The organism is Dyadobacter sp. SRI_021 (genome assembly GCF_057586235.1).
Genome location: NZ_JBYCZM010000008.1, coordinates 143,869 through 156,367 on the forward strand (window position 1 = coordinate 143,869; position 12,499 = coordinate 156,367).

The following is a 12,499-nucleotide window of genomic DNA, read 5'->3' on the forward strand; positions in this document are numbered from 1 at the left end:
TTCCAATATCGCATATCATCAAGAGTAGTCAAGTGTGGTCATCTGTAGTCAGGAGTTGTCATGTGTAGTCATCTGTATGCAGGCGTAGTCAAGTGTTGTTGTTTTAGGATTGTTGCCTGTTCCTGACCACCCTAACAATACTTGACCATTTCTGACTATAAATGACAACACCTGACTATACCGGACCGCAAACGGCCGCCTTACGTCGAGATATCGCTTTTTTGCATAAATTGGCCTCATGCCGATCACCCGCAACACTATTAAACTCCTGAGGATACCGTTCTCCTTTTTCCTCGCACCGCTGTTCCTGTTTGCATACAGCCAGGCGGAACAGGTGGTGCACAGGCAGGCGTTGTGGAGCTTTTTGATTATTCATTTCCTCGTTTACCCGGCCAGTAATGGGTATAACAGCTACGTTGACCGCGACGAGGGCAGCATTGGCGGGCTCGAAAAGCCGCCGCCTCCTACCAGAGACCTCTTCTACCTCACTATTTTTTTGGATGTCGCCGCAACCGTACTGGCGCTTGCTTTCGTAAATACGTTGTTCGCGTTTTGTCTGGTGCTTTACATCGGAGCGTCGCGGGCGTATAGTTCCCGGCAGGTCAGGCTGAAAAGGTACCCGTTCGCCGGTTTTCTGACCGTTGTGATTTTTCAGGGGGCATTTACCTATTATATGTCGATGGCCGGCATTTCGGGCGGTGCACTGCGGCTGGATACGGCGAATATCTTTGTATTGCTGGGCTGCTCTTTCCAGATCGCGGGCGCGTATCCGCTCACGCAGGTGTACCAGCACGAGCAGGACCTGCGCGACGGCGTGGTAACATTGAGCTACAAACTGGGCTATATCGGCACTTTTGCCTTCACAGCAGCTATGTTTGTGCTCTGCAATGTGTTTTATTATTTGTACTTTACGACCAGGGAACTTGGAATGATTTTTTACATTGTCCAGGTGTTTTTCATCCCTATTGTAATCTGGTTCGGGATCTGGTTCTCGCTGGTTTGGAGAGACCGCAGGCAGGCCAATTTCCGGAATACGATGCGGATGAACTGGGTGGCGGCCATTTGTATGAATAGTTGTTTCATCGTTTTAATTATTATCAACAGAATTCCATTGAGTTATCTATCCTCTATTGAAACAGCCGTTCCCGATTATGGTTATGCACAGGAAACGCTCACCGATTTCTACCTGCGGTCGACCGACGACTTGAATACGCGCCGGAAAATCAAGATCGTGGCAAGCAAAACCGGCATTGAAAAGCGGTATTCAGTAATCCCCGATTTCGACAAAACGCCTGAGGAATTCACGTTTTTCAACCGCAATACCGCATTAATGCCCGAGCCGACGCTTTCCGAGCGTATGCAGCTTTACCAGCGACATGCGACGACGCTATCCAAAAGGGCGATCGAACAGATTCCGGATTTTCAAAATATTAAAAAGGGCATTACCCATTTGATTACCGTTACCTGCACGGGGCTGTTTGCGCCCGGGCTGGATGTGGAGTTGATGCGTGAATTGAAGTTAAATCCATCTATTGAACGCAGCAGTATCAATTTTATGGGTTGCAATGCGGCCATTCTGGCATTGAAGAGTGCGGATGCCATTTGCAAAAGCAATGCAAATGCAAAGGTGCTGGTGGTATGCACAGAACTTTGCACGATCCATTTTCAGAAGCGGTATAATGACGATTACCTGCTTTCGAATATGATTTTCGGTGACGGTGCTGCCGCATTGCTGGTATCATCGCAACCGGACGATCGTTATATGCATCCGGTGAAAATCGACGCTTTCAATTCGATGGTATTGCACAATGGTTATTCGGATATGGCCTGGCAACTTTCGGAAACCGGTTTTATCATGAACCTTTCATCGTACGTCCCCGATCTGATCCGCGAAAATATCGGCCCTATGCTCAAATCTGTGCAGCTCAAACCGGAAGATTACCGGCATTGGGCGGTGCATCCAGGTGGAAAACGCATTGTGGATGATTTCGCGACGGCATTGGATCTGGATAAATGCCTGCTCGAACCTACCTACGATGTGCTTAGGAAATATGGAAATATGTCGTCGCCGACGGTGCTTTTTGTCCTGAAAGAGGTGCTCGAAAAAGCCAGGCCCGAAGATTTGGGTAACCGCATTTTCGCCGCTGCATTCGGCCCGGGGCTGAGCATTGAAACCATGCAATTGCGCTATGTTCAGGCATAGGAGTTCGCAGAAAGAGCTGCTCGATGGGGACGATATTCCCCCGGCCGATCTTTTTCAGAACCTCCGTGAGCTGGATTTTATTAACCACTGGCTTGGTGGCTATGACATCTCATTTGCTGCATTGAAACGTGTTTTGCAAAAAGGCAGGCACTACACGCTCGTGGATATAGGCTGCGGGGGCGGTGATACGCTCAAACGCATTGCCCATTGGAACCAGAGAGCAGGTTTCGCGCTCGACCTCTACGGCATTGATCTCAAACCCGATTGCATTGCCTATGCCGAAGAAAACCTTCAAGGCAGTGGTGTAAGGCTTATTTGCGATGATTATAGGAACACTTACCGGCATTTGCAAAAGGTCGATATTATCCACGCGTGCCTGTTCTGTCACCATCTGACGGAAATTGACCTTATCGAACTCGTGCAGTTTGCATTGAGCAACGGGGCCATACTCGTTATCAATGACCTCGAACGAAACCCCGTGGCCCATTATTCGATTAAGCTTCTGACGCGTCTTTTTTCGAAATCATATCTTGTAAAGAATGATGCGCCATTGTCGGTTTTAAGGGGTTTCAAAAGGAAAGAATGGCTGGAAATATTGAAACAGTCCGGCGCCACCCGTTTTTCTGTGCACAACAAATGGGCGTTCCGGCATGAAGTGATTGTCTATGGGAACGCGGATTGAACATTTCGAATGCGCGATCGTTGGCGGCGGTCTGGCCGGACTTTGTCTGGCCATTCAGCTGGCTGATCGGGACGTTTCGGTGGTCGTGTTCGAGAGGGGTAACTATCCTTTTCATAAGGTTTGCGGGGAATACATTTCTATGGAAAGCTGGCCATTTCTGGAAAGCCTGGGATTACCACTTGCTGAACTCTCGTTGCCTAAAATCGATAGACTGGGCATTAGTTCTGATCGCGGATTTATATTAAACCACAGCCTTGGAATGGGCGGCTTCGGTATCAGCCGGTACAGCCTGGATCATTACCTTTTCGAAATCGCCTCGCGCAAGGGCGCCCACGTGATACAGGAGTGCCGCGTTATGGATGTGCAGGGGAACCCTGCGGATGGTTTTCAAGTTCGTACTTCTGCCGGGGATTTCACTTCCAAAGTGGTTTGCGGAAGCTATGGCAAATACACGCCGCAATTTGTTCACCTGCACGAAAACAATATCTCAAATACCGATAACCAGAATTATATCGGCATCAAGTACCATATTCAAACTGATTTTCCGGCTAACCGAATTGAACTACACAATTTCAGCGACGGCTATTGCGGTGTTTCCAAAGTGGACCGCGACTGGTATTGCCTCTGCTACCTCACTACCGCGCGGAATCTCATCGAAAATGGAAAGGATGTAAAGCAGATGGAAGAAGCAGTTCTGTTTCAAAATCCTTTCTTGAAAAACTATTTTCAAAATTCAAAGTTTATAAATCCCCAGCCGTTGATCATCAGCAACGTTCAGTTCAATAAGAAACAAACTGATTCGAATGGTATCTTTCTGCTCGGCGACGCGGCCGGTTCCATTACACCGCTTTGCGGCAATGGCATGAGCATGGGGATCAGGGCTTCCAAGCTGCTCGCGGAACAACTACTGTTTCTTTTTAGCGGAAAACAAACGTATGGCCAGGCGTCGCAGAATTACCGTCGGGAATGGGATGCCGCATTCGGGACGCGAATCAGGGCGGGGTATCATTTGCAAAAGCTTTTCGGGAAAAGCCGCACGACTGATTTTGCATTGAGAACGCTGGACAAATTTCCTTGGCTTACTTCAAAGCTGGTGGCCCTTACGCATGGGGACGTGTTTTAGAGGTGGCTCTTTTTTCGGCTTTTTGAAGAAAATATTCAAACAAAAACGCGTTGAGCGACAGCAGTAACATCCCGTAAAAAATATCCTCGATCGGGATTGTGAAAATGCGTACGCCCAGGTTTTCAGCATTGTTATACCATACAACCGGTTTTTTCAGGCCGGAGCCCGTGAGAATGCCGTTGACAATGAAGAAAGGAATAAGCAGGAACTGGTGTGAGTAATAGAACAAGCCGAGCCATTGCGGTTTCGCCTGCCATTTTAGATAGATAAGAAAAATAGCCAGCGAGCTCATCGCAGAGGAAGTGTAATACCGACCCGCGCCTGTCAGCCCGAGTACCAGACAAAGGCCGATACATACCCAGGTAACCCTTTGCTCCGACTTTAAACTCAGCTGTCCTTTCCATTGCCGAAAACAGAAATAGGTAAACATGCAGGCATACGGGATGCAGAGAAAAAACAGAATCTCCTCGATAGGCAAGCCGAATAGCCCGAAACCAGTGAGATATTCCGGCGTAAAACCCCAAACGCCGATTTTGGTAAAGTAGCTGTCCCAGATAATAAACGGCACCGCGGCAATCAATATCGCCGGCCACAAAGCCTTCCAATGCTTGTGGAGCCGTATTTTCGGGTGAAACGAGGCTAGCAGCGGCACGGAGATCGCACCCAGGTCGACCAGCAGATAAAGCAGTTTCATTTCGCGGCAGCTTTTTGGGCCTCACGGAAATATTTCAGCGGTACCCACAGCATTCCGAAGCATTCGCCGCCATGCTTGCCAAGGTGTTTATGGTGCATTTTATGGGCGCGCCGGATGGCTTTCAGGTAAACGGAATCGGTGCTCCTGAAAGCCCGGAACCGCTGATGGATAAATACGTCGTGCACCAGGAAATAGGTGAACCCGTAAATGGTGATGCCTAGTCCGATCCAGAAGAAAGAGTTGAAACCTGCATCGAGCCCCAGCCAGAGGCAGACAATGCCGGGCGTCGCGAAAATGACGAAGAAGTAATCATTCTTTTCGAAAAAATCGCCGTCATCGCGCTGGTGGTGATCGTGATGCAATGACCACAATAGTCCGTGCATTAGATATTTATGAGCCAGCCAGGCCACACATTCCATCGCCACGAATGCGGCCAGGGTAATCAACGCGTTTAGTATCCAGTGTGGCATCAGGCTGGTTTCGGGATTCTTGGGTGGATCAATGGCCGATCCTGCGCGCTATTACCGGCATGCATATTTTGAACCATTCGGTGTAAGCATGCGGGTTTTGTGCAATATCGGCTTGTATTTCAGGTACGGTCAGGTACTTATAATCGCTGGCTTCCGCTGGGTCGATAGCCGGAATGGCATCGGTTACTCCATAAAATACGTGGTCCAGTTCATTCTCGGTAAGGCCGTTTTCCAGATCGGCCCGGTATTGAAAAGTGTAAAGGAATTCCAGATCCGCTTCGATACCCATTTCCTCGCGCAGGCGCCGCATGGCCCCATCGTGCACAGCCTCGCCCGGGAGCGGGTGGCTGCAACAGGTATTGGACCACAGACCCTCGGAATGGTACTTCCCGAATGCCCGTCGTTGCAGCAGCATTTCATTTTTTGTATTAAAAATAAACACCGAAAATGCGCGGTGCAGTACGCCTTTTTCGTGCGCTTCCAGCTTGGGCATCAGGCCAATGGCTTCATCGTCTTCCGTTACAAGCACAACTTGGTCGTTCATAGGATGGTGGGTTTCAGGTTTTGTGTCGTGGGCATATTCTCCCTGTACAACACAAAAACGTCATAAAAGATCAAACTGGTGCCTCAGTAGTGACCGAAACATCAATCCGAACTTATCAATATCGGGAATCCGGATCCGCGCATTCATTACTTTTTCCGGCGGCGTTTCCTTGATCCTAAGAAACAGTTTTTTGTAATAATAATAGGCCAGGTAAACCCCTCTGCGCGAACTGGCTGGCAGGCGACGAATACCCGTGAGGGCCTCTTCGAAATCTGCCTCGATCTCCTGCTGGATTCGTGCCTTGTCGGCATCGGAGAACAGGTTGAAATTTACGCCGGGAAAATAGGTGCGGCCTAACGTCTGGTAATCGGCTTTCAGGTCGCGCAGAAAGTTGACTTTCTGAAAGGCTGCGCCGAGTTTCATCGCATACGGCTTCAAAGCATCATACAATGTGGTATCATTTTCTGAAAAAACACGCAGGCACATCAGCCCCACCACCTCCGCAGAGCCCAGTACATATTCCTGGTAGGTGTCCTGCGTATGTTCCTTTTGAAGCAAATCCGTTTCCATGCTTTTCAAAAACGTGTCGATAAGTTCCCATTCGATCTGGTAGCTGTGCACTACGTGCTGGAAACTGTTCAATATCGGGTTAATGCTGATCCGTTCGCGGATAGCCTCCTGGGTCTCCTTGCGGATTCGCGCCATCATCACGGTCTGGTCGTAGCCCAGAAAGCTGTCCACGATCTCGTCGGCGAGCCGCACAAATCCGTAAATCCCGTAAATGGCCCTGTGCAATGCAGGTTTCAGGAAATAAATGCCCAGTGAAAACGAGGTGCTGTAGAGCTGTGTGGTTTTCTTGCTGCACGACGCCGACAATTCGTCAAAAATGCTTTTCATAAGCTAGCTGTTTAGGTATTTGAGAACTTCGTGAGCGGCAATGGTGCCGGAAATGATCGCGGGAGGTACGCCGGGCCCCGGGACGGTAAGCTGGCCGGCGAAAAACAGATTTTGCACTTTCGGGCTTTTCAGTTTGGGTTTGAAAACCGCAGTCTGCCGTAGCGTATTGGCGAGTCCGTACGCATTGCCCTGATATGCGTTGTAATCGTTTTTGAAATCGGAAACGCAATAGCTTTTCTTTAATACCACGTGGTCGCGGATCGTCTCGCCGGCGAACTTTTCGAGCCGGTCCATTAACAACTGGTAATAATGCTCGCGGATCGGTTCGGGGTCAGGCAGACCGTTGGCAATAGGCATGAGTATGAACAGGTTTTCATGGCCTTCGGGCGCTACCGACGGATCAGTGACCGACGGGCAGCACACATAGAATAGCGGTGCGGTAGGCCACATTTTGCGTTGGTAAATTTCCTCGGCATGCAGCCCGAAATCCTGGTCGAAGAACAGATTATGGTGTCGCAGCCGGGTAATGCGCTTGCTGACACCGAGGTAAAACAGCAGGCAGGAAGGCGCAAAGGTGCGATCAGCCCAATACCTTTCCTTGTAATGTCGGTCCGGTGCGGATAGTAAAGCGTGCTCGATATGCCGGTAATCGGCGCTGCCAATCACCGCGTCTGCTGCTATCGACCGGCTGATGGTATGAATATGCCGGACGCACCCATTGGAGGTTTCCAGTTTTTCAACGGCCTCGGAGGTGCGGAACTGCACGCCAGCTTGCCGGGCAATGTCGTGAAACACGTCGGCCACCTTTCCAAATCCGCCCATCGGGTAAAAGGTGCCCTGTTTGAGGCCGGAGTAGTTCATCAGGCTGTACAAGGCGGGCGTGTCTTTGGGCATCGCGCCCAGGAAGAGTACCGGGAACTCGATCAGTGCGAGCAGTCTCGGATCTTTGAAAAACCGGCGCGCATGTTTGCTGAATGAGCTGAAAAGCTGCAAACGCACCGTCTGGCCGAAAAGGCGTAAGCTGATGAATTCGGTAATGGAATGGCTCGGCTTGTATACCATCTCATCCATTCCTACGCGGTATTTATACTCCCCATCGGCGATGAAACGACGCAGTTTGTCGCCTGCGCCAGTTTCTATTTGCTCGAATAACCGGCACAGCTCGTCGAAATCGGCCGGAATGTCAATTATGGTATTGTCGGGAAAGGCAACTGCAAAGCCCGGGTCGAGCTGTCGGAGTTGGTATAAATCGGCGACGTTCCGGTCGAATCGCCCGAAAAAGCGTTCGTACACGTCCGGCATCCAGTACCAGCTTGGCCCCATATCGAAGGTGAAACCCATTTCGGAGAACGTCCGAGCCCGGCCGCCGATGGCATCGTTTTTCTCAAAAACCGTCACTTCATGGCCGGCGTTTGCGAGAATGGCACTGGCGGCCATCCCGGCAAACCCGGCGCCGATCACGCCGATGCTTTTGCGGGCTCCATTATGGCTTGGCAGGTTTTGCATCCTTTCCGATTGTTTCATGTAGTTCTTCAATGGATTTGATATGACGCACGGCTGGTTCGTTTTGAAGGCCTTCGACGTCGCCTGAAAAGCAGATCCGGCAATCCGGAAAGTCGTGAACAAGTTGGCCGAGTAGCTGCGGCGTCAGATTTTCGGTCTGGTTGCCTACGAAAAAAGTATAGATATGAGTAGGAGCAATGTCGTTCGCTACGGCTTGAAGGTCGGGATACGGCACGCGTGCGCCCAGGTACACCGCGTGCTGGCCCGCACGCAAGAGCAGGTAGTAGGCAAAAAGCAACCCGATTTCATGCTCTTCTCCCTCGTGCAGGAAAAGCAGCCATTTCTGGTGGCCCGATTCGGGCTCCGGCAGCGCGTCGATGGCGGCAAATAGTTTTTGCCGGATCAGGTTTGATAAAAAATGCTCCTGGGCCGGTAGTAACGCATCTTTGGTCCACATCAGCCCGGTTCGTACAAGCAGCGGATAGAGGACCTTTTCATAGGTAGCGACCATCCCAAGCCGTTGCAAGGCGTCGGTGAACAATCGATGGAATGAGGGCGCATCATAGGCCGCAATAGCGATCACTGCCTGGTTGATCCACGCCTCGATTTGCTGATCCGTTTGCAACGACTCCGCGATAATGCGGTCGATCTCCTCGCATATTTCGGCATTACTCAGCTGGCTGATGCGAGAAATTTTCATGCCCCGGTTCAACAACGTGCAGACATTGAGTAGTTTCTTCACGTGTTCATCGTTGTAGAATCGGATGTTGGTGTCTGTTCGTTCCGGTTCGAGCAGGCCGTAGCGCTGCTCCCAGATGCGGATTGTGTGTGCCCTGGTGCTGGTAATGCGTTCGAGATCCCGTATCGAATAGGTAGACATATATTGTTTAATGTTTTTCAAAAATAGTTAAACAAAATAAATTGTTTACTTTTTTGTAGGAAAAATAAAAATTGCTGCTACTTTTGATATTGATAATATCTTATGTCTGATTTTAAAAATATCAACTCATGGGTGCGCAGGATACATTCTGGTCGGTCAATATCAAATTCCTACGTTTGCGTCAGAAATTGAGCCAGGAAGCGCTGGCGGAAAAGCTCGGGATCAGCAGGGTGAAGCTCAATGCAATCGAAAGTGGCAGGACGGCCAATCCGACTGTCGATGACCTGATCAATTTCTCTGAGTATTTCCGGATGAGCATTGATAGCCTCCTGAAAATGGACCTGGGTAAGCTTTCCGATCAGAAACTGAAAGACCTGGAAGAGGGGAGCGAGCTGTTTATGAAAGGTAGCCAGATCCGCGTGTTGGCTATTACGGTTGATAAAGAAGACAAGGAGAATATCGAATATGTGCCGGTACAGGCGCGGGCGGGTTACCGTTCCGGTTACGCCGATCCGGAGTTCCTGGCTTCATTACCTCGTTTTAACTTGCCTACGGTGCCCAAAAACGGGACGTTCAGGATGTTCCCGACCGTCGGAGACTCCATGTTGCCGGTGCCCGAAGGGGCGGATATTATCACGAGGTATGTTCAGGACTGGACGACCGTGAAACCCGAAACTCCTTGTATTGTTATTTTGAAGGGTGACCAGGACTTTGTCTTCAAGCAAGTGACGATTAACCAGGAGGCTGGTACCATGCTGCTGCAATCGTTCAACAAACAGTATTTTGCTTATACGGTGCCGATTGGCGAAGTGATTGAGCTTTGGGAATATTATAGTTTCCATAGCAAGGCATTGCCTGAGCCGCAAACCGACATGCAACAGCTCATGCGGATGTTACAGGAAATGCAAAATGAACTGCGGGAATTGAAGAAGCGGTCGAGTTTTAAATAAGTAAGTCGAATACTTTACAAATAATTAGACAAGCCGGGGTAATACCCGGCTTTTATTGTTTTTGTATGTTAAAGCGTATTGGAAATGTTATAATGTAAGAAATGGAGTTAGAATGTGTGGATCGAACGTTTTATATTTAATAAAATACGAAATTCTAGAAATATTGCGTGATTTTTAAGTGTTTGTGTAGAATAAATATCATTCTCTAAGTATTAGAACGTCTGTGTTAAGCTAATGTTTTTTGATATAATGATGTATATTATATTCGATTAGTGCAATTTTTTGAAAACTTGTCACCCCTTAAAAAGTTGGTGTCACCCCAAGCTACTCCTGACTGGTCACAAAAAGAATAATGGTTCGAAACGGGCGGTCTACTTTCGTTGAGCAAGAAAATAAAACGACTCAACTGAATGTCTGCCAAACCTCTCCTCATAAGTCTATTAGCGCTCTTCTCGTTAGATGTAAACCAAGCCTTAGCTCAAAGCCCTACATCTGCCGCGCAGCGGTTTAATATATTCATTAAGGGCAACGCTACTTTGCAATCCAGCGAAACGGAAGGCCCTATCGCCGTAGGTGGAAACGTGACCACCGATCAATATCAGATCAGTTTCAACAAGCAGCACGGTGTACTTTTTGTTAATAATGCATCGGTCGGCCTGGCGGTACGGGGGGCGGTGAAATTGAATAACGGCTCGCTCATCGTCAACGGCGACAACTACGTAAAAATAGGGAACTGTACTCCTTCCGATGCTTCGGGTACCAATCTGAAAGTCTGGTACAAAGACAACAACAATGCAGCGTCCGCGATCCGCATCACCGAAAACAACAAACAATACTGGGATACACCGAATATCACGATCAATGCGAATATTAATACCTGGTCGCCAAGTGTGAGCGAATCGGTGAACCCGGTTTGCGAAAATGTCTTCGGAACCGGCGCGAATCAGATCGATATCGATGGCGCATTCATCACATTTATTAAGCGGTCAAACCAACTGAGAGATATGGCGGACAACCTGCCTATCCGCGATCAGAACGGTGACATCATGGCATCGGCCCCCATCGGGCCATACCTTGATCCCAACGCGATTGGCGACAACCCTAAAATTGTCGTTGATCCGAACAAAATTAACGTATTGACAGTCTCTGCGGCTGTTTGGAACAAGATTGGAAATTCAAACATCGAAGGTATCCCGCAAGGCCCTCAGCTGGGACAAACATCTCCCAGCAATAACTTTGGGCTGATCATCAACATCGTAGATTTCCCTACATTCTGCGGGGTGACCGGTAGCAACCGCATTAATTTTCCCAGCTTCGGTGGTATGTCCGACTCACAAGGCGGCTATGTGATCTACAATTTCCCGGATGCGACCAAAGGCATTACGCTGGGCGGTAATGCACAGATCAGCGGCACCATTTTCGCCCCGCAGGCTGATTTGGTGAAAGAGAACAATGGAAATATCAACGGACAGATCATCGCCAAAAGTTTTGTACACAAGAGCGACGAAGTGCATTTCTGGCCATTCCTGCCCACGATCCCCGAGCCGGTTGAAAAGAAAATCGACGTTACGGCTTCTTCGAAATGCATAAAAAATGCTCCCTGGCTGGATTATAGCGTAACACCGAATTACGACGCGACCGGAAAGACAGCGAAAATTGAGTGGATCAATTCTGACGGAAAAGTGATTCAGGAAGATAATGATTTGCCCCTGACAGGTAGTCTTCTGTTTCCGGGTGCTGCTGTGGATATCAATGGAAATGGCATTGCATGGCCAGGATACAAGCAGGAAAACAGCAAGTGGGTGGAGGCCCCGGAAGACCGCTACGGCTCGTTGCGTACGGATGGAGCGAGCATCCGTGTGACCGTCGATCCATCGACAGTGCTGAACATTACCTTCCCGAGGTCGACCACAGCATGTTATACTTCACCGCCGCCTTCAACAGCTTTACCGGTAACATTAGCATTTTTTAATGTACAAAATGTAAATTGCAATGCGGAACTGAAATGGAAGGTAACCGAGGCCAAAAATTTCTCACATTTTGAAGTCGAGCGCTCGTCAGATGCAAAGACTTACAGTGCTGTTGCGCGGATCGGTTACGACGCCACCAAGGCCACATATAGTTTCAACGACACACCATTTTCATCAGAGTCTGTACCTGTAAAGAGCTACTATTATCGTCTGAAGCAGGTAGATAACGACGAGACATTCGAATACAGCGCAGTTCGCAGCGTACAAGCCGGAACCTGCGACGCCCGGTTGGCGGTGGATTTCTTCCCGAACCCTACCCAGGACGAAATGAATGTCAGAAGTTTCTCACCGGTGAAAAAAATCGAAATCTACACACTAGCAGGAAAACAGGTTTATCAGGCAATGCCGGTGACCGGTCAAACAGAAATCAAAGTTAATGTTCAGGCTTTTGCACAGGGAATGTATATTGTGGACGTTGTAAATGCGGAAGGGAAGTATTCCTCGAAAGTGCTCAAAAAGTAGAATGAATTGATCTTATATAGCGTTATGTGAAACTTAAAGCTGCCGGCATTTTGCTGGCAGC

General features: G+C 49.0%; 11 protein-coding genes. 5 read left to right on the plus strand and 6 right to left on the minus strand.

All coding sequences use genetic code 11. The annotated features are described in order from the left end of the window. Nucleotides 1–238: 238 nt before the first annotated feature. The 3 genes from AC2YIT_RS23685 to AC2YIT_RS23695 are packed head-to-tail and all read left to right on the plus strand — an operon-like array spanning nt 239 to nt 4,008. Nucleotides 239–2,203, plus strand: coding sequence for a UbiA family prenyltransferase (locus tag AC2YIT_RS23685; protein WP_487280807.1), 1,965 nt, complete (start codon nt 239–241; stop codon nt 2,201–2,203). Next, nucleotides 2,190–2,885 (plus strand): methyltransferase domain-containing protein, encoded by a 696-nt coding sequence (locus AC2YIT_RS23690; protein WP_487280808.1) that lies wholly within the window; start codon nt 2,190–2,192, stop codon nt 2,883–2,885. Before AC2YIT_RS23685 ends, AC2YIT_RS23690 begins: the two co-directional genes overlap by 14 nt. Continuing rightward, entirely contained in the window at nt 2,869–4,008 is a 1,140-nt protein-coding gene (locus tag AC2YIT_RS23695) for an NAD(P)/FAD-dependent oxidoreductase (protein ID WP_487280809.1), read from the plus strand. The genes AC2YIT_RS23690 and AC2YIT_RS23695 overlap by 17 nt, the downstream gene beginning before the upstream one ends. Here AC2YIT_RS23695 and AC2YIT_RS23700 read toward each other — a convergent pair. From AC2YIT_RS23700 to AC2YIT_RS23725, 6 genes are read right to left on the minus strand one after another with little or no spacing between them, the layout of a single operon-like run. Continuing rightward, nucleotides 3,986–4,702, minus strand: a complete 717-nt coding sequence (locus AC2YIT_RS23700; RefSeq protein ID WP_430843664.1) for a lycopene cyclase domain-containing protein — start codon at nt 4,700–4,702, stop codon at nt 3,986–3,988. The genes AC2YIT_RS23695 and AC2YIT_RS23700 overlap by 23 nt on opposite strands. Then, complete coding sequence (locus AC2YIT_RS23705; protein ID WP_430843665.1) at nt 4,699–5,172, minus strand: sterol desaturase family protein; 474 nt, start codon at nt 5,170–5,172, stop codon at nt 4,699–4,701. Before AC2YIT_RS23705 ends, AC2YIT_RS23700 begins: the two co-directional genes overlap by 4 nt. 28 nt (nt 5,173–5,200) lie before the next feature. Beyond that, nucleotides 5,201–5,716, minus strand: a complete 516-nt coding sequence (gene idi, locus AC2YIT_RS23710; protein WP_430843666.1) for an isopentenyl-diphosphate Delta-isomerase — start codon at nt 5,714–5,716, stop codon at nt 5,201–5,203. A 60-nt stretch (nt 5,717–5,776) separates the two neighbouring features. Beyond that, nucleotides 5,777–6,613: a phytoene/squalene synthase family protein gene (locus tag AC2YIT_RS23715; RefSeq protein ID WP_430843667.1), complete on the minus strand. Its 837-nt coding sequence runs from the start codon at nt 6,611–6,613 to the stop codon at nt 5,777–5,779. Between the two features lie 3 nt (nt 6,614–6,616). Further along, the gene (locus tag AC2YIT_RS23720) at nt 6,617–8,137 is read right to left on the minus strand and encodes a phytoene desaturase family protein (RefSeq protein ID WP_430843668.1); all 1,521 of its coding nucleotides are present in this window, start codon (nt 8,135–8,137) and stop codon (nt 6,617–6,619) included. Then, nucleotides 8,097–8,996, minus strand: coding sequence for a MerR family transcriptional regulator (locus tag AC2YIT_RS23725; protein ID WP_487280810.1), 900 nt, complete (start codon nt 8,994–8,996; stop codon nt 8,097–8,099). Before AC2YIT_RS23725 ends, AC2YIT_RS23720 begins: the two co-directional genes overlap by 41 nt. 128 nt (nt 8,997–9,124) lie before the next feature. Here AC2YIT_RS23725 and AC2YIT_RS23730 point away from each other — a divergent pair, with 128 nt between their 5' ends. Together AC2YIT_RS23730 and AC2YIT_RS23735 are read left to right on the plus strand one after the other, a co-directional pair. Continuing rightward, complete coding sequence (locus AC2YIT_RS23730; protein ID WP_430843670.1) at nt 9,125–9,946, plus strand: XRE family transcriptional regulator; 822 nt, start codon at nt 9,125–9,127, stop codon at nt 9,944–9,946. A 410-nt stretch (nt 9,947–10,356) separates the two neighbouring features. Further along, nucleotides 10,357–12,438 (plus strand): choice-of-anchor A family protein, encoded by a 2,082-nt coding sequence (locus tag AC2YIT_RS23735; RefSeq protein WP_487280811.1) that lies wholly within the window; start codon nt 10,357–10,359, stop codon nt 12,436–12,438. Nucleotides 12,439–12,499 lie beyond the last annotated feature (61 nt).

Excerpts from the sequence above, each read along its gene's own strand:
- AC2YIT_RS23715 (WP_430843667.1), bottom strand. The coding sequence starts at position 6,613 with ATGAAAAGCATTTTTGACGAATTGTCGGCGTCGTGCAGCAAGAAAACC.
- idi (WP_430843666.1), bottom strand. The coding sequence starts at position 5,716 with ATGAACGACCAAGTTGTGCTTGTAACGGAAGACGATGAAGCCATTGGC.
- AC2YIT_RS23705 (WP_430843665.1), bottom strand. The coding sequence starts at position 5,172 with ATGCCACACTGGATACTAAACGCGTTGATTACCCTGGCCGCATTCGTG.
- AC2YIT_RS23720 (WP_430843668.1), bottom strand. The coding sequence starts at position 8,137 with ATGAAACAATCGGAAAGGATGCAAAACCTGCCAAGCCATAATGGAGCC.
- AC2YIT_RS23685 (WP_487280807.1), top strand. The coding sequence starts at position 239 with ATGCCGATCACCCGCAACACTATTAAACTCCTGAGGATACCGTTCTCC.
- AC2YIT_RS23725 (WP_487280810.1), bottom strand. The coding sequence starts at position 8,996 with ATGTCTACCTATTCGATACGGGATCTCGAACGCATTACCAGCACCAGG.
- AC2YIT_RS23695 (WP_487280809.1), top strand. The coding sequence starts at position 2,869 with ATGGGAACGCGGATTGAACATTTCGAATGCGCGATCGTTGGCGGCGGT.
- AC2YIT_RS23690 (WP_487280808.1), top strand. The coding sequence starts at position 2,190 with ATGTTCAGGCATAGGAGTTCGCAGAAAGAGCTGCTCGATGGGGACGAT.
- AC2YIT_RS23735 (WP_487280811.1), top strand. The coding sequence starts at position 10,357 with ATGTCTGCCAAACCTCTCCTCATAAGTCTATTAGCGCTCTTCTCGTTA.
- AC2YIT_RS23730 (WP_430843670.1), top strand. The coding sequence starts at position 9,125 with ATGGGTGCGCAGGATACATTCTGGTCGGTCAATATCAAATTCCTACGT.
- AC2YIT_RS23700 (WP_430843664.1), bottom strand. The coding sequence starts at position 4,702 with ATGAAACTGCTTTATCTGCTGGTCGACCTGGGTGCGATCTCCGTGCCG.